The following is a 17,117-nucleotide window of genomic DNA, read 5'->3' on the forward strand; positions in this document are numbered from 1 at the left end:
CGTTCCTATGATGAAGAGCAATTGGTGGAAAGTTTTGGCCGTGGTGCTGGTGTTTTACACCGCTATTGCGGGGCTGCTGATGCCGGTGCCGCGCCTGGCTATCCTCAACGAAACCATCCGCAACCTGTACTTCCACGTGCCCATGTGGTTCGGGATGACGATTATTCTGACGACCTCGGTGGTATTCTCCGTGCGCTACCTGCGCGCACCCACCAGCCGCCTGGATACTCTCTCGCATGAGTTTGCCAAAACCGGCATTCTCATGGGCCTCATCGGCCTGAGCACGGGCAGCATCTGGGCCCGCTTTACCTGGGGCACCTGGTGGACCAACGACCCCAAGCTGAACGGTGCGGCCATTGCCATGCTCATTTACGGCGCCTACCTAGTGCTGCGCTCCTCTTTTACCGATGAGCAGCAGCGCGCCCGCGTCTCGGCCATCTACAACATCTTTGCTTTTGCCGCGGCCATGCCGCTGTTCTTTATTCTGCCCCGCCTTACGGATTCGCTCCACCCCGGCGCGGGCGGCAACCCCGCCTTTGCCCGCTACGACCTCGACAGTGATATGCGCCTGGTGTTCTATCCGGCCGTAATTGGCTGGACGCTGCTGGGCGTCTGGATTACGCAGCTGGCCGTGCGCCTGTCGCTGCTCAAACAAAAAGTATATGAAAAACAGCTTGCGTAACGCCCTTCTGCTGGTGCTGGCTCTGCTGCTGCCTGTGCTGCAAGCCGCCGCCCAAACCGCTTCCGGCACGCCCGAAATGGCCGATACCCTGCGCCAGAGCGGGAAAATCTACGTGGTGGTAGCCGTTATTGTGGTCCTCCTGACGGGCTTGTTTGCCTACCTCATTTCCCTGGACCGCAAGCTGGGCCGTCTGGAAAAGGAAATCAGATAAAGCGCCTGCCATAACCGGCGATACAGCAGAGTTTCAAGACAAACTTTCACTGCCGCCGGATTGTAAATTTTTCCGCCAGGCCGACGGATTTATTCGGTCCTTTTTGGTTGTTCAGAAGAGTTGGCCCCGCAACAGCCAGCTTCGTGCTTTCCGCTCCGTAATACCATGAAAAAATCACACCTGCTTATCCTGACGGTCATTGCCATTGCCATCGGCATTCTGGTAACCACGGCCGGTGATGTAAGCCAATACGTGTCCTTTAAGGAGGCCCGCGAGCTGGCCGCCGAAGGCAATACCACCAAAGTGCACGTAGTGGGCCGCCTGCCCCGCGACACGCAGAAAAACATCATGGGTCTGGAGTACAACCCCACCCTCGACCCCAATTATTTCGCCTTCACGCTGGTAGATACCAACCGCATTGCCCAGCGCGTGGTGTACTTCAACCCCAAGCCCCAGGACTTCGACAAATCCGAGCAGGTGGTGATTACCGGCGCCATGCGCAACGACGTGTTCGTGGCCGATAAAATCCTGTTGAAGTGCCCCTCGAAGTACGTGGAGAAAGACATCAAAGGCGCTACGGCGACTCGTTAATTCTGGGTTTTAAATGTTGAATGCTGAGCTGGTCTACGCAGTAACCAGTCTACGAAACAGACTTCATCATTCAGAATTCATCATTCAGAATTTAGTATGAACACATTTATTGGCGACGCCGGACATCTGAGTGTCATTGTAGCGTTTGTGGCGGCCATTGTGGCTACCTATTCCTACTTCATGGCGGCCCGCAACCAGCCCCTGGGCTCGGCCGATGCCTCCTGGCTGCGGCTGGCGCGCGGGGCATTTTTTGTACATGGCGCGGCGGTGTTTTCCATCATCATCTGCCTGTTCAATATCATTTATAACCACCGCTACGAGTACCACTACGCCTGGAGCCACGCCAGCAACCACCTGCCGGTGTACTACATGATTTCCTGTTTCTGGGAAGGGCAGGAGGGCTCGTTCCTACTCTGGATATTCTGGCACGTGCTGCTGGGCTTTGCCATTATGCGCTTCAACCGCCAGTGGGAGGCCCCGGTAATGGCCGTATTCGCGGGCGTGCAGCTGTTTCTCACGTCCATGATTCTGGGCGTGGTGGTGCTGGACGTAAAAATCGGTTCCTCGCCCTTTATTCTGCTGCGCGACTTTCTCACCGATGCGCCGGTGTTCCGCCTCAACCCCAACTTTGTGCCTACCGATGGCACCGGTCTGAACCCGCTGCTGCAGAACTACTGGATGGTGATTCACCCACCCACGCTCTTCCTGGGCTTTGCCCTCACGCTGGTGCCGTTTGCCTTCGCCATTGCCGGCCTCTGGAAAAACGAGCTGACCAAGTGGGTACAGCCAGCCATTAACTGGAGCCTGTGGGGGGGAGCCGTGCTGGGCATTGGGATTATGATGGGCGCTTACTGGGCCTACGAAACCCTGAACTTTGGCGGTTTTTGGAACTGGGACCCGGTAGAAAATGCCGTGTACATTCCCTGGCTGGTACTGGTGGCTGCCCTGCATGCCCTGGTGCTGTGGCAGCGCCGCCGCACGGGCCTGCGCACCGCCTTCGTGCTGGTAATTTCCACCTTCCTGCTGATTCTCTACGCTACCTTCCTCACCCGTAGCGGCGTGCTGGGCAATGCCTCCGTGCACTCCTTCACCGACCTGGGCCTCTCCGGCCAGCTGATGATTTATCTGGCTGCTTTTGTGGTGCTGGCCGTGGCGCTGCTGATAGTGAAGTGGAAACAGATTCCGGTATCAGAAAAAGAGTTGACAACCTACAACCCCGAGCTGTGGGTATTCATTGGCGCCACGGTGCTGTGCCTGGGCGCGTTCCAGGTGCTGGTAACCACCAGCATTCCGGTGTATAATGCCTTCCTGGGCTTCCTGGGTATTAAATCCAACCTTGCTTTGCCCGCCGACCAGATTGCGCACTACACCAAGTTCCAGCTCTGGATGGGCGTGGCCATTGCCTTCCTGTCTGGTTTGGGGCAGGTGATGTGGTGGCAGCGCAACAACAAGGAAAGCCTCACCAACTCCCTCACCGTGCCGGTGGTGCTCACGCTGCTGGGCGCGGCGCTGGCTATTCTGCTGGTACGCTACTTCGGGCACCCCATGAAGCCGGTGTACATTGTGCTGGTAACGGCGGGCCTGTTTGGCGTGCTGGCTAACCTGAGCACCATTCTGGTTTTGCTGAAGCGCCGGATTCAGCTTTCGGGCGGGGCCGTGTCGCACATTGGCATTGCGCTGATGCTGCTGGGGATTCTGGCCTCGGCCGGGTATTCCAACATTATTTCGCAGAACGTATCGGGCCTGGTGTACTCCAAGGATTTTCCGGAAGATGTGAACCGCGACAACGTGCTGCTGTGGCGCAACGAAGCGGCCCCCATGCAGGGCTACGATGTCAGCTACACCGGCCAGTATTATGATGTGCCCGGCGTGCCCGAATACGTAAACAAAGACCTGCTTTTCCGCACCGACGACGAGTTCAAGGCCATTGCCCGCGCCGAGGTAAAGCAAAACGACCGGGTGTACTATAAAGTAGGCGACACGCTGGAAATCCGGCCCGAAAACACCTACTACCGCGTGGAGTATAAAGACCGGAAAACCGGCAAATCCTTCACGCTCTTCCCCCGGGCGCAGGTGAACGAGGAAATGGGCGAGGGCCTGCTGGCTTCTCCTGACATCAAGAAGTTCTGGGACCACGACATTTACTCGCACATCAGCACCGTGCCGGATCCTTCCAAGGAAAAGGACTGGAGCGAGGTGAAGGAGCACGTGCTGGCCGTAGGCGACACCATTTACCTGAACGACTACTTTGCCGTGCTGCGCGCCATTGAGCCCGCCCACGAAACCGCCGGCCTGGGCCTGAAACCCGGCGACCTGGCCATTCAGGGCGACTTTATCGTATCCGGCGAGAAAAAGCAGTACCACGTGCACCCCGTGTTTGTAGTGCGCGACAAAATGATTGGCCGCATTCCCGATGAGGTAGAAGACCTGGGCCTGCGCCTGTCCTTCAACAATGTAGACCCCACCAAAGGCAAGTTCACCTTCGGCGTGAGCACTACCCAGAAAGACTACATCATCCTGAAAGCCATGGAGAAGCCCTTCATCAACCTGCTCTGGAGCGGCACGCTGCTCATGGGCGTGGGCTTCCTGATGGCTCTGCGCCAGCGCAAACCGGAGTCCCAGCGCCCCGAGGCCCCGGCCCGCCGCAAGCAGACGGCCTCGGCGCAGGTAGCGTAGCTTGGGATTTAGCTTTTGGCTGATGGCTATTGGCTGTTTGCTTTCCAGCGAACCTTATCAGGATGTATAAAATAAAAAAGGCCTGTCTGACTCCAGACAGGCCTTTTTTATGATAATAAGCTATTAGCCATCAGCCAAAAGCCAGATACTTAGTGTTGGATCTGGATAGCACGCACCGCGTAGCCATTGGCCGACTGCACTTTCAGAATATACCGGCCCGAGGCCAGGGAGGCTACATTCAGGCGGTTGATGAAGTTGTCGTGGGCGGTGCCGGCATACACGCGCTGGCCCAGCATATTCACGATTTCCACCTGCAGGGCGCCTTTGGCATTAGCTCCGCGCACTTCCAGCAGCAGCTGATCGGCAGCAGGGTTGGGGTAGGCACTGATAGCGCGGGCAAGGGCTCCGGAAGCGGCCGTTACCTCAGCGGCTACCACCTGCACGTTCTTGACGTACATAAAGAGGTGGCCCGTTTCAGTAGTTGTATGGAACCCCACGTAGTAGCTCCCGGTAGTAGCGGGCTCAATAACAGCCACACCCTCTGCGGGTACATACTCCTTGGTAGTAATATCAGCGTTGCTCCATAGCAGCGTGCTCTGACTTTCAACCGTGGCGGCGCTGCCGTAGGAAACAGCCAGCGCATGAGGTAAAGAAGCGCTGAAACCATGGTAATCGAAGCTTACCAAATAACGGCTTCCGGCATTAAGCTGGAGTGGCGCGGTGAAAAACCAGTCGTCGGAAGGCCCGGTACCACCCGAAGTGGACATCATGGCATTCTGATAGTCAGCGGCGGGGTCAGGAGCCACTTCCCAGGTGTACTTGTATTCGTCCTGGTCCGGGTTGCCATTGAAAACAGTAACGCCGCAGGGCAGGGTGCCTGCCATTACTTTACTGAAATCGAGGGTGTAGGGAATGGTGGCTGCTTCTACCGGGCCACATTCCGTTTGCACGGCTACAGGGCCTGCGAAACCGCTGGTGCTGGTCTCAGAGCAGGCCGTGCGGACATATACATCGTACCATGTGCCGGCCGGCATGCCGGTCAGCTGGTAAGGGCTGGTGGTTACATTGCTGACGATAGTGCCGGCGCCAGTGCCGGGCATAAAGCCCTTCGGGCCATATTCTACGGTATAAGCCGGGGCACCTTCCACGGTTGGAAAAGTGAGAGTTACGCCTCCGGCTGTGACATCAGAGGCAGCCAGTTCCAAAGGCGCCAGGCAGGCAGGTACCTCTATCAGCTTACCCGTAATAACAAAACGGCTACTCAGGAACGGCAGAAGGTTGCTGCCGTCCGGGGAAGCCTGGAAGTAGGCATTGTCCCGAACCGGAGTTTCTGCCTGCTCCGCTACCACCTCGTAGCCGGATTTACCCGTGAGGAGCGTTTGGGCCACCCCAAAGTAATAATCGGTATTCGCCTCCATTTTAATAGGCGAATACAGGGTGAAAGTATGCTCCTGGCCCAGATCATCTGCCAGAACACGGTAGTTAGGCGAACGGCCGATGACTTTGCCGGCGGCATCCAGTACCACGCCATACACCGTCTGGCCCGTGTTATAGGTGCTGTTGCCTACCAGAATTTTGATGGCCTCTATGGCTTTGGGCTGAAGCAGGGCGTGCCGCACCAGCGTAAGCCGCTCATCGTAGCGCCGGGTATTAACCAGAACCGGGGAGTTATCCGCGTAGCTCAGGAGTGAGGGACTCACCTCCTGCGTTACTGTTAGCGCGTTGTTGGTATTGTCATCATCTTCCGTCACGCGCACAGTAACCTGGTTGGTGCCGCTCTGGGCCGGGGTGTAGCCCTCAAACTCTACCAACACCGTCTCATACTGCGGCAACTCAATAGTGCGGGTGTTGGTGAATTCAGTGGCCCCGGTTACTGTAAGCGTCACTTTCAGGGCGCTTATGGCGTTCATCCCCGTATTGGCAATGCGCGCAGATACTTTGTGCGGCAAGACGCCCGTAAGGGGCAACTGGCCGAGCGTGTAGATATTGGCTACGGTAACATCCTGCAGCGGCGTGCTCTTAAACTGGAATGTGATACCGGGGGTGGGTAATTCCGTGCGGCGCGTACCAAATGCACTGGTATTAGAGGTGTACTTGGTATTAATGGCTTTGGCCGATGCCCAGGTTGCTATGCTGGTTTTGCCAACCATTACCTGCTGGTACTCGGCTATGCCGGAGCCCTTTATGCCCACCGCAGCCAGCAGAGGACTGACGGCATTGCTGGTAGGCGTAATGGTGTCGTAGATGAACTCAATGGTATTGCTGGTTTCGTAGAGCTTTACCTGGAACGACATGCTCTCAAATTGACGGAGCTTCGTCAATCCCAGGTCGGCTACGTTTTTCCACTGAATGGTGCACACCCGGTTAGGCGCTGTGCCGGTGGTGGCCACGCGGTATTCGGGCGTTTTGGTAGCGGACCCCGCCAGATTCATGCTGAAGGGCGCAATCAGGTTTACATCGGCAGGGTCAGCGCTGGTAATGGGGCCACCCATTATAGAACCTTCCTGCTCCGATTTGGAGGTTTTGGGGGCCTCATTGCCCAGCCGCAGAAACCCGTTGGTATTGAAAATAAACTGCGTGAAAGCCCGCCCATTGAACTGGAAAGTAAACCCGATTTCCTGCGGGGCCGAGTTGTAAGTATCCGGCGTGGGCAGCGTAATAACTGTTCCTTCCGGGCCCAGGTCGGTGTAGGTGCCCGCAAACAGGGAGAATCCCCGGCTGGAATAGTTCAGGCGCTGGGCCTGGACTGGCGCAGCCGCCAGGAAAAGTGCCAGGCAAACCAGTGCCCGGAAGGAAAGCTGAAGTAAAGGGTACAGTTTCTTCATATTAGTAAGTCAATAGGGACAGAATCAAATAAATCCTAAAAGCAAAGGTGCCGGTTTTAGCGCAAATTCGGGCAATAACTTTTAGCACTCGGCCAAGTTGAATAGCAAACCTCTGCGTTGAAAAAATAAGTCGATTCTTTCGGCGCATTTTTGTGCCCTCTATGACAATGATTTCTGATTTGGGGCAGCGCGTGCTGGTAGTAGGAGCGGGGAAAGTAGCCGCGCAGCTGGTACCGGCGCTGGCCCGGGCGGGCTGGGAGCTGGCCGGCGTATGGAGCCGCTCTCCGGCACATGCTGCCGCCGTGGCCGCCACTGTGCCCGGCACTCCCGCGCTTTCTTCCCTCAATTTTACCCTGCTGCCTCCCGCGGCCGTTTATCTGCTGGCCGTGCCCGATGCCGCCATTCCGGCGGTATTGCAGGAGGCGCGGTTTCCGGCCGGCAGCGTAGTAGCGCATACGTCCGGTACGGTGCCGCTGGCAGTATTTACCCCCTATCCAGCCCTGCGTGGGGGCGTGTTCTACCCGCTGCAAACCTTCAGTCCGGGCCGCCCCATCAGCTGGGCGCAGGTGCCCCTGTGCATTGAAGCCGCCGAGCCGGCCGCCGAGGCCCTGCTGCTGGCCCTGGGCCGTAGCCTGAGCCCCCAACGCACCCAGCTGGTGGCCACGCCGCAACGCCAGGCTTTGCATATAGCCGCGGTTTTTGCCTGCAACTTCACCAACCATCTGCTCGGCATCAGTCAGCAGCTATTGGCCGAGGCCGGGCTGCCCTTGCCGCTGCTGGAGCCCCTGGTGCGCGAAACCATAGACAAAGCCCTGAGCAACGCGCCGTTTAGCGTGCAAACCGGCCCGGCCGTGCGCTACGATGCGCCCACGCTGGCCGCGCACCGGGCGGCCTTAGCCGCCCATCCGGCCTGGCAGGCGCTGTATGCCCAGCTAACCACCGATATTCAGCGCCAACATCCTCAGCGCCCGAGCATATCCGGCACGCAACTTTGATTCCGGAGGCTGCCTGCCTACCTTTGTGCCCGCAATTTGCCACTTTACCCCCACGCCGTGAAAGCTGTTAATATCACCTTTAAATTCGAGGACGGACAGCCCGAGCAGACCCATGTGGCCGCAGAAGGAGAATCGGTGCTGGATGTTGCCCTGAACAATGGAATTCAGCTGCAGCACAACTGCGGGGGCGTTTGCGGCTGCAGCACCTGCCACGTATATGTGGTGCAGGGCGAAAATGACCTGCCGGAAATCAGCGACAAGGAAGAAGATTTCATTGACCGGGCCGCTAACCCCCGCATCAACTCCCGCCTGGGCTGCCAGTGCGTGGTGCAGGGCCACGAAGACCTGGTTATTCTGGTGCCGCCACAGGATTTCCTGGGCCACTAATTTTCAGTTTATCCTGCTGATTTGGTATGCGGCCCGTTTATATAGCGCGCCAACTCCCCATCAGCACAGGGCAGCTGACCACTTTCAACTGATGATAAGATGAATCATTTCGAGCCCCCCATCAAGTGGAGCGACCATGAGGATATTGCCATGGCGCTGTACGAGAAATTTGGCGACGACTTTTCCGAAGCCAAAATTTACCGCATCCGCTTCACCGATCTGCTGGACTGGGTACTAACCCTGCCCAACTTTGAAGGCACCCGCGAGCAGGCCACCGAAGGCCACCTGGAGCAGATTCAGGCCAAGTGGGTGTACGAGTGGCGCGACAATCAGAAATAAAAAGCCCGGGCCCGGCCCATTAGTTCTGGTCTGGCAGCCGTTGGTTGCTTTCCTGACCAGGACTTTGTTATATTTTGCCAGGCTCCCTTTATCCCGCTTGCATGTCAGTAGTTGTAGAAATGCCGGATTTATCGGCAGTGAAGGCCTTTATTTTTGATGTGGACGGGGTGCTGACCGATGGCACGCTGCTGGCCCTGAACTCCGGTGAGCAGGCCCGCGCCTTCCACATCCGCGACGGATTTGCCATCCGGCACGCTCTGCGCAAAGGCTACCGCATTGTGGTCATTTCCGGCCGCGAGGAAGAAGGTGTCCGCCGCCGGCTGGAGTCCCTGGATGTCCAGGATATTTACCTGGGCGTCGATGATAAGATGGTCATCTTCAACAAGTACATCAACCTGCACCGGCTGGATCCCGCCCACATTGCCTACATGGGCGACGATATGCCCGATGTGGAAGTAATGCGCCGCTGTGCCATTGCCGCCTGCCCCTCCGATGCCGCCACCGATGTGCGCGAAATCTGCAATTACATAGCTCAGCTGCCCGGCGGCAAAGGTGCCGTGCGCGAGCTGGTGGAAAACGTAATGAAGTGCCAACAGACTTGGTAGAGAGGGTTTTAGAAGATGTTTTTGTGAATTTGAGGGCCACAAAACACCGGTTGTGTTTTTATAAAATCCCTCTATCTTTACAAAATCATCCATTCACTCTTTCTTATTCTTTTCATGAAAACAGGAACCGTAAAATTCTATAATGAGTCGAAGGGCTACGGCTTCATTACGGAAGACGGCACGAAGGAAGACTTCTTCGTCCATGTTACCGGCCTTAACGGGGGCCAGATTCAGCAAAATGACCGCGTGGAGTTTGACACGCAGGAAGGCCGCAAAGGTGTTAACGCGGTGAATGTGAAGAAACTGTAAGGCGCTTCGCCTGACAAGGTTTTTTGCTTGCGGAAAGCCTCTCCATCGTGGGGAGGCTTTCTTTTTTTGCGGCCGGTACGTAGTCCGCGGGCCATGTGGCATCTTTGTATCTTCCTCTGCGTTGCGCTTGCGTATGGCTGCCCCGTTTCCCCCTGCTTCTGCGGCTACCGCGGCGCCTTCCGGTGCCGGGCTGCGGGAGCTATGGCGGCTGGTGCGCCTGCCCAATCTGCTCATTATCATGCTGTGCATGGCGCTGGTGCGCATGGGTCTGCTGCGGCCGCAGGTACCCCAGATAAAGCCGCTGGATGTGCCCTTTGCCCTGCTCATGCTGGCTACGGTATGCGTGGCGGCGGCCGGCTACATCATCAATGATTATTATGATGTAAAGATTGATGCCATCAACCGGCCTGAGCGCCTGGTGGTGGGCCGGGCCATCAACCGGCGCCACGCCATGCTCACGCACCTCATCCTGTCGGGGCTGGGTATTCTCATCAGCGGGGCACTGTCGCCGCTGCTGGGGCTGGTGCATATGGGCTCGGCACTGCTGTTGTGGGGCTATTCTGTACGGTTTAAGCGCGTGGCTTTGGTTGGCAATGTCAGTATTGCCGCCCTCACGGCTGCCTCGGTGCTACTGCCGGAATTGCAGCTGCGCACCGGCAACCAGGCCGTATGGGCCTATGCCCTGGCCGCTTTTCTGCTTTCCGTGGTGCGCGAAATCATTAAGGATATCGAGGATATGCGCGGCGATGCCCAGCACGACTGCCGCACACTGCCTATTGTGGCCGGCGTGGCGAAAGCCAAATGGGTGGCCGGCTTTTTCCTGCTGAACCTGGCCGTACTCCTGACCGGCGCCATTTGGCAGAGCCTGCAAATGCACCGCTGGGCACTGGGCGCCTGGCTGGCGGCGCTGGTGCTTTTCCCGCTGCTGGCCTTCGCCCGGCAGCTGGCCCGCGCCGACCGCAAGCAGCACTTTTCCCAGCTGAGCCTCTGGTGCAAAATGCTTATGCTGGCCGGTATCCTCTCCATGCTGCTGGTATAGCTAAGCTCAACAGTAAAACTTGGCTGCGGCTGGTACGTTAGGAATTGCGGCGGAGCTTTTGGCCCCTGCCGCTCACCTTATGTATTCCTGACTCATGCGAATAATTACCCTGTTGCTGGCTGCCCTGTGGCTGGCACCGGCTGCTTTTGCCCAAACAACTGCTCCTGCCTCCGATTCTCTCCAAACCGTGCCGGCGGCGCCCGCCCCGGCGCAGCCAGCAGCCCCGGTAACGGCCGCCCCTGCGCAGCCACCCAAAAACCCGGCCGACCGGCCCAGCTTTATTCCGGCCCCGGTGGCCTTCTATGAGCCGGAAACCGGCTTTGCGGTGGGCGCAACCTTCCTGCCCACCTGGCGGCACGGCCGCGATACCACCGTGCGCAAATCAAATGGGCGCCTGGGGGGCTGGGTTTCGCAGAAAAAGCAAGTAAACCTGCAGCTCTCGCACACCATTTTTACCCGCCAGGAGCGCTACCTGCTTATCGGCGACATTCAGTATTTCGACTACCCTATTTTCTTCTACGGCATCGGCAATGATACCCGCAAGGAGGATGAAAGTGAAATTTCCTACAAGCTCATCACCATTACCCAACGGGCTCTGAAAAGCATCCGGCCCTACACTTTTGTAGGCGCCCAGTACCGCTTTACTGATCTGCGGGATATTCAGTCAGACGAGCGCACCACCACGGATGGGCAGCGGCCCAACCTTTTGCGTACCCTTTCAGCCCGTGATACGCTGAAAACCCGCATTTCCGGTTTCGGTCCCACCTTTATCTATGATAGCCGCGACGTTATTCTCAGCACTTATCAGGGCCGTTATTTGGATCTGCAGGCCATTTTCAATACCAAAGGTTTGGGCAGCGACTACACCTTCACGCGCTATGTGGTAGATGGGCGCTATTTCCTGCCTTTGGGCTCTAACCGCACCATCTGGGCCAGTCAGGTGGTGGGTATGTTTCATAATGGCACGGTGCCTTTCCGGGAGCTGGCTAATCTGGGGGGCGTGAGCCTGCTGCGGGGAATTTACGAAGGCCGCTTTCGCGACCGGCAGCTGCTGGCAGCCCAAACCGAGCTGCGACACCACCTGTTCTGGCGCCTGAATGGGGCCGTGTTTGCCGGCGTAGGGCAGGTAGCCCCCCATCTGAACGACATGTCCCTGGACGGTATCAAGCTGGCTGGCGGCGCGGGTATCCGCTTCCAGTTTAACCGCCGCGACCGGCTCAACATCCGCTTTGATTACGGGGTGGGTTCCGGCGGAAATAGCGGTTTATATTTTGGCGTAAACGAAGCTTTCTAGAAACCACGCAGGCAACGGAAGCGGGCGGTAGTTGGTCTGGGTTAAACCTGTACATTTAGCAACCTTCCCTCTCCCAACCACGCCCGCCGTATGCCCGCGTTTCATTTTGGGGCCGCACTGCTGCTGAGTCTGCTCACGCTGCCCGCCGCTGCCCAGTCGCCTGCCCCCGATTCGGTAACTACCAGTGCCCCCGTTAAAAAGCCGCGCCGCGTAAAAATTGCGGTGTTGCCCATCGTGTTTTCGCAACCCGAAACCGGGCTGGCCTACGGGGCCGCCGTGCTGCCCGTGTGGCGTTTTGGGGCCGATACCACCACGCGGAGCTCCAATGCCCGGGTGCTGGCCTACCGTACTCAGCGTAAGCAGTCCAGCGCCAGCCTTACCCATTCTATCTTTACGCCCGGCGAGCGGTGGTTTGTGGGCGGCGAAGCGCAGTACTTCAACTTCCCCATTTACTATTACGGCGTCGGTAACGACACCCGGAAAAGCGAGAAAAGCGACATTTCCTACGAGGTGTTTATCCTCAACCAGCGGGTGCTGAAACGCCTGCGGCCGGGCCTGTTTGTGGGCGGCCTGTACCGCCTCACCAACATGTACAATGTGCGCATTGATGATGCCCTCACCGATGACGGCACCCGCCCCAACTGGCTGCTGGAGCGCGACGCCCGCGAGCGGCAGGCCACGCTTACTTCCGGCATAGGCCCCGCGTTGCTCTATGATACCCGTGACAATATCCTGAGTGCCCACCACGGCCGCTTTCTGGATGCCAGCGTACTATTCGCGGGCAAAGCTCTGGGCAGCGACTATGGCTTTATGCGCCTGCAGTTTGATGCGCGCCAGTATTGGGTGCTGGGGCCGAAGGACGTAGAGCGTACCGTGCTGGCCGGGCAGGTGCAGGGCATATTTCATGGCGGCACGGTACCCTTCCGGGAGCTGGCTAACCTGGGAGGCGAGCGGATGATGCGCGGGATTTACGAAGGCCGCTTCCGGGACCGGCAGCTGGTGGCCGCGCAGGCTGAGGTGCGGCAGCAGCTTTTCTGGCGGCTGCGCGGTGTGCTGTTTGGCGGCGTGGGGCAGGTACAACCTCAGGTTACCGATTTCCGCCCCGGCCAGTTTAACCTGGCCGGCGGCGCCGGTTTGCGCATTGATGTCAACCGCCAAGACCGGCTAAGCATCCGGATTGATTATGGCGTGGGCTCCGGCGAGTCCAGCGGCGTATATTTTGCCTTTAATGAGGCCTTCTAACACACCAGCCGCAAAGCAGCAATCCAAAACCAGTTGATTGGCGTAGACCGCAGGAATGAACCTTGTGGCACCCAATCTATTTCAGGAGGGCAGTGCCCCGGCTGAACTGGCCGTAGCGGCTTTGCAGTTGAGCACGCCCCCGCACCCAGCCCTGCTAGCCAGCATCATCATCCCCGCCAAAAACGAAGCCGAAACGCTGCCCGCCACGCTGGCTGCCCTGGCCACGCAGCTGGATCTGGCGGGCAAGGCCCTGGCACCGGAGCTGTTTGAGATACTGGTGCTGGCCAATAATTGCGCAGATGCCACAGCAGCAGCGGCCCGGCGGTTTGCCGCCGCCCATCCGGCCCTGGCTGTGCACGTGGTGGAAATACAGCTGCCGCCGGCGGAGGCCCACATTGGGCGGGCGCGCCGCTTGCTGATGGATGCGGCCTGCCGCCGCCTGGAGGAGGTGCAGCGCCCCCAGGGCATCATTGTTTCCACCGATGCTGATACCATTCCGGCCCCCACATGGCTGGCCGCTACCCTGGCCGAAATTGCCGCCGGCGCTGATGCCGTAGGAGGGCGGATCCTAACGCCTGGCATGGCCCCGGTCACGTGCACGGTGCGGCGCAGCCATCTGCGCGATGCCGCTTACCGGCTGCTATGTGCCCGTCTGGAAAGCCTCCTCGACCCCGACCCGGCCGACCCCTGGCCGCGCCATCATCAGTTCTTTGGCGGCAGCCTGGCCCTCACCCCGGCGGCCTATCGGCGCGTGGGAGGCCTGCCCGTGCTGCCGTATCTGGAAGACGAGGCCCTGCGCCACGCCCTGCGCCGCCACGACCTGCGCGTGCGCCACAGCCCCCAGGTACGCGTGCACACCTCCGACCGGCAGGTAGGGCGCGTGGCCGTCGGGTTGTCCTGGCAGCTGCGCGAGTGGGCCCGGCTAAGCGCGGCCGGTACCGAGCCGATGGTAGAAAGCAGCACCCATCTCTACGCTCACTTAAAGCTGCGCGGCAAGCTGCGCCGGTTGTGGCAAAGCCGGGAGCATGTAGCAAGCTGCCCGACGTACCATGCGCAGTATGCTGAATTAGCCACTGCCCTGGCCTGTACTACCCCGGAGCTAATGCAGCAGTTGCTGTCGGCGGAAACGTTTGGGCAACTCTGGGAAGAGGTAGCGGCGCAACGGCTGCCGCGCTACCCGGCTGTTATGGTACCCCTGGGACAGGCCCTACTGAAGGTGCGGCAGCTGTTGCGCACAGTAGAAACTACGCCTGAGGGGCTTTCTCCAGCAGATCCAGCCGGTATGTAGCCTCGCGCTGGCCCAGTAGATGCCGCCACGGACCATCCGGGCCGGAGTGCTGCAGGAAGTATTCGTGCACTTGGTCGCCGGTGAGGGGGTAGTCATGGACTGGTGGTGTCCAGTGCACTAGCAGGAGCTGCCCGCCTACGGGAAGGGCCGCCCGGATAGCCTCCGCCGCTTGCGCCAGCGCCTGCCAGGACCAGTAGTACCCCACTTCCGACACCAGAATCAAATTGAACTGGCCCTCGGGGAAGCTCTCGGGTACCTGCATTCGGCGAATGTCTACCTGGGGCAGCCCGGTACAGCGGGCCCGGGCCTGGGCCAGTGCCGCCTCTGCCACATCTACGGCCAGCAGATAGCCGCAGCGTGAGGCCAGCCGGGCTGTAAGTACTCCCAGCGAACAGCCAATTTCAAACACCCGCTCATACCGCGCCTGGGGCAATGCCGCCAGCGTGGCGGCGTACTTGGCGTGCTCATAGGGGCTGGTTTCGAAATGCCAGGGGTCCGTATTTGCCTGGTACACCGCATCGAAGTAAGTGGGCGGCAGGCTGGGGTTATCGGGGTTCTCACCCATGTTGTTCTTGGTTTCCGGTGGGCAGTGGTACTTCCAGATACGTTTCAAACGGCTGCGCGAAATGCGCCAGCATCGATTCAGCTAAAGTAAAACCCGTCGGATCATCGTTGATAGGGCTGCCCGGCAGTTGGGAGGCATGCGCGGCCAGGGCCGCCTGCTTTTGCGCGAGAACCGATTGAATATCCAGCCGCCAGCCGGTGGCCTCGCCGGGCAGTGGCAGATCAGCCGGGGCCGCCCGCTCCCAGGCCCATACCAGGTATTCAATTACCCGGGGAGGAGAGGAGAAGCCGGCCAGCGCCAGTTGCAGCAAGGCGTGGGTGGCTCGATGGTCGGGGTGAGGGTCGCGCCGCCAGGGCACCAGTACCGTTTGAGGGGAATGCGCCGCAAGAAGCCGGCGGATAGCCTGTGCCGGAACCTCGGTTTCCGGGCCGGTGCCGGGCACGGCCCCGTCCGGCAGCTTCAGGTATAAAACCTGGGCCGCATTAGCGCCCAGGCAGCGCAAAGAGGCTTCTAACTCGGCTTGCCGTAAGGCCTGCCGGGCCGCTGGCGGAAATTTTCGGGAGTTAGGGTGAGACATGGTGCCATCACTCACTAAAACCACACGCACCTCTTGCCCGGCCTGCCGCAGCAGCGCCAGCAGGCCGCCACAGCCCAGGGCTTCATCATCGGGGTGGGGCACTATGACGACGGTGGAGCCCAGACTGGCCGCATAAGCCGCCGGGTATAGCGGCAGGGAGTGGAAGAGCGCGGCGGCTTCAGTCATGCCAGAGCTGGTAGGCGGGTGCGGTGTTATGGAGTACATAGCGGCCGGCATCGGCTACGGCAGCATCGGGGGCGGGCTGGCGCAGGTAGTGGGTCAGGTCGCGGTGCAGGCGCTCAAAGGGCTCGGGCTGCAGCAGGCCCCGGGCGCCCACGCAGCGCTCGGCCAGCTGTAGTACCCGCAGGCAGATTTCTTCTATGGCCGTGCGCACCAGGTTGGCATAGGCTACCGTGGCTTCCGCCTCGGTTTCAGCCGCGGGGCGCGCTGCGTGGTCGGCGGCGCCGCGCAGCCACAGGTTGCCGCTTTCAATCAGCATGGCCATTTCTCCCAGCCGCATCCGTTGGTAGGGGTCATCAGTACGGCCCAAATCCTGCAGAAAACGCCGGGTTTCATCAAATACTGCCTCGGCCCCGCCCAACTGCACGGCGGCAAACCGGATGGCGCCGCCGCTAAACCACGGCTGCTGATAATAGGCACCGGGCTGACCTACCAGCTCCTCCGGGCTGATTTCCAGGTTCGTTAAGTCGGCGTGCAGGCTGGCGGTGGCCCGCATACCCAGTGGTTGCCAGAAGGACGCGTCTAAGGCAGGCGGCTGGCTATCGGTAGGTAGTACAAACAGCTGCCAGCCGCCGTCAGGCAGTGCGCCCGTAATAAGTGGCCGCGTTATGTGGCCGGCGCCCGAGGCAAAGGTTTTGCTGCCCTGCAGGCGGTAACCGCCACTGGGTAGTGTCTGCAGATGCACGCCGTCCTCAGCTTGGGTGTTCCAAACCCCAAATACATGACCAGCTTGCGCATCAACCGTCCAGCGGGCTTGTTGCGCCGGGCTGGCAAAGCGCTGAATAAGCTGCAGGGCATTCACGTGTCCCTCGTAAATACGCCCTACGGCCAGGTTGCCGCGCCCAATATGCTTTAGCACGCTCAACATTGTGAGCGTATTGGCGGGGGCCATCAGGTCGGCCCCGTTGTCAGCCAGAGGTAGCGGGGCCGTTAGCAGGCCAGCCGTGCGGAGCTGGTCAAGCTCTTCAGTAGGAAAGCCGCCCACCGTATCGGTTTGCGCGGCGCGGGCTGCCAGACAGGGGACAAGGTGGGCGGCAGCGGCCAGCAGCATTTCCAGAGAAGGGGGAGCTGCCAATACAGAGGGCGAAGGAGAGGAAAGCATAGCGAAAACCGGCAAGAGGTAGCCACCCGGACTTCCCCGGGTAGCTCACTATAACCTGAGAAAATCAGCAAGAGTTGTGCATCAGCGAAATAACCGGGGCAATAGGGGGCTACTTTAACTAAGCGAGGCTGATTTCCCCTGGCGCGGGAA

General features: G+C 59.4%; 17 protein-coding genes. 13 read left to right on the forward strand and 4 right to left on the reverse strand.

All coding sequences use genetic code 11. The features are described from left to right. Positions 1-10 precede the first annotated feature (10 nt). The 4 genes from PK28_RS04255 (at position 11) to ccsA (ending at position 4,160) form a co-directional block, all read left to right on the forward strand. Positions 11-682, forward strand: a complete 672-nt coding sequence (locus tag PK28_RS04255) for a cytochrome c biogenesis protein (protein WP_044516222.1) — start codon at positions 11-13, stop codon at positions 680-682. Further along, complete coding sequence (locus PK28_RS20700; RefSeq protein ID WP_044511754.1) at positions 663-893, forward strand: CcmD family protein; 231 nt, start codon at positions 663-665, stop codon at positions 891-893. The genes PK28_RS04255 and PK28_RS20700 overlap by 20 nt, the downstream gene beginning before the upstream one ends. 165 nt (positions 894-1,058) lie before the next feature. Continuing rightward, a complete protein-coding gene (locus PK28_RS04265) occupies positions 1,059-1,484 on the forward strand; it encodes a cytochrome c maturation protein CcmE domain-containing protein (RefSeq protein ID WP_044511757.1) in 426 nt (141 codons plus the stop codon). Positions 1,485-1,580: 96 nt separating this feature from the next. Continuing rightward, complete coding sequence (gene ccsA / locus PK28_RS04270; protein ID WP_044511760.1) at positions 1,581-4,160, forward strand: cytochrome c biogenesis protein CcsA; 2,580 nt, start codon at positions 1,581-1,583, stop codon at positions 4,158-4,160. 149 nt (positions 4,161-4,309) lie between these two features. Here the strand turns inward: ccsA and PK28_RS04275 are convergent, their stop codons facing one another. After that, a complete protein-coding gene (locus PK28_RS04275; RefSeq protein ID WP_044511762.1) occupies positions 4,310-6,985 on the reverse strand; it encodes a T9SS-dependent choice-of-anchor J family protein in 2,676 nt (891 codons plus the stop codon). A 161-nt stretch (positions 6,986-7,146) separates the two neighbouring features. Here PK28_RS04275 and PK28_RS04280 point away from each other — a divergent pair, with 161 nt between their 5' ends. From PK28_RS04280 to PK28_RS04320, 9 genes are all read left to right on the forward strand, one after another. Then, positions 7,147-7,980, forward strand: a complete 834-nt coding sequence (locus tag PK28_RS04280) for a Rossmann-like and DUF2520 domain-containing protein (RefSeq protein WP_082016952.1) — start codon at positions 7,147-7,149, stop codon at positions 7,978-7,980. A gap of 57 nt (positions 7,981-8,037) precedes the next feature. Further along, a complete protein-coding gene (locus tag PK28_RS04285) occupies positions 8,038-8,367 on the forward strand; it encodes a 2Fe-2S iron-sulfur cluster-binding protein (protein ID WP_052430594.1) in 330 nt (109 codons plus the stop codon). A 99-nt stretch (positions 8,368-8,466) separates the two neighbouring features. Then, positions 8,467-8,706: a Fe-S cluster assembly protein IscX gene (gene iscX / locus PK28_RS04290; RefSeq protein WP_044511769.1), complete on the forward strand. Its 240-nt coding sequence runs from the start codon at positions 8,467-8,469 to the stop codon at positions 8,704-8,706. Between the two features lie 101 nt (positions 8,707-8,807). After that, entirely contained in the window at positions 8,808-9,311 is a 504-nt protein-coding gene (locus PK28_RS04295) for a KdsC family phosphatase (RefSeq protein ID WP_044511771.1), read from the forward strand. Positions 9,312-9,425: 114 nt separating this feature from the next. Then, the gene (locus tag PK28_RS04300) at positions 9,426-9,620 is read left to right on the forward strand and encodes a cold-shock protein (protein WP_044511773.1); all 195 of its coding nucleotides are present in this window, start codon (positions 9,426-9,428) and stop codon (positions 9,618-9,620) included. A gap of 133 nt (positions 9,621-9,753) precedes the next feature. After that, on the forward strand, positions 9,754-10,659 hold the full coding sequence (locus PK28_RS04305) for a geranylgeranylglycerol-phosphate geranylgeranyltransferase (RefSeq protein ID WP_048825568.1): 906 nt from the start codon (positions 9,754-9,756) through the stop codon (positions 10,657-10,659). A gap of 94 nt (positions 10,660-10,753) precedes the next feature. After that, positions 10,754-11,953, forward strand: a complete 1,200-nt coding sequence (locus tag PK28_RS04310; protein WP_044511775.1) for a BamA/TamA family outer membrane protein — start codon at positions 10,754-10,756, stop codon at positions 11,951-11,953. A 90-nt stretch (positions 11,954-12,043) separates the two neighbouring features. Beyond that, a complete protein-coding gene (locus PK28_RS04315; protein ID WP_044511777.1) occupies positions 12,044-13,195 on the forward strand; it encodes a BamA/TamA family outer membrane protein in 1,152 nt (383 codons plus the stop codon). A 64-nt stretch (positions 13,196-13,259) separates the two neighbouring features. Next, positions 13,260-14,483, forward strand: coding sequence for a glycosyltransferase family 2 protein (locus PK28_RS04320; RefSeq protein ID WP_197070473.1), 1,224 nt, complete (start codon positions 13,260-13,262; stop codon positions 14,481-14,483). Here the strand turns inward: PK28_RS04320 and PK28_RS04325 are convergent. Genes PK28_RS04325 through PK28_RS04335 form a run of 3 tightly spaced genes read right to left on the reverse strand, consistent with a single transcriptional unit; the run spans position 14,440 to position 16,940 of the window. Further along, positions 14,440-15,096: an SAM-dependent methyltransferase gene (locus PK28_RS04325; RefSeq protein WP_316931970.1), complete on the reverse strand. Its 657-nt coding sequence runs from the start codon at positions 15,094-15,096 to the stop codon at positions 14,440-14,442. The genes PK28_RS04320 and PK28_RS04325 overlap by 44 nt on opposite strands. Further along, positions 15,041-15,811, reverse strand: coding sequence for a PIG-L deacetylase family protein (locus tag PK28_RS04330; RefSeq protein ID WP_044511782.1), 771 nt, complete (start codon positions 15,809-15,811; stop codon positions 15,041-15,043). Before PK28_RS04330 ends, PK28_RS04325 begins: the two co-directional genes overlap by 56 nt. Continuing rightward, on the reverse strand, positions 15,804-16,940 hold the full coding sequence (locus PK28_RS04335; protein WP_231576216.1) for an acyl-CoA dehydrogenase family protein: 1,137 nt from the start codon (positions 16,938-16,940) through the stop codon (positions 15,804-15,806). Before PK28_RS04335 ends, PK28_RS04330 begins: the two co-directional genes overlap by 8 nt. Positions 16,941-17,117: the final 177 nt, after the last annotated feature.

The organism is Hymenobacter sp. DG25B, from assembly GCF_000801315.1.
GTDB lineage: Bacteria > Bacteroidota > Bacteroidia > Cytophagales > Hymenobacteraceae > Hymenobacter.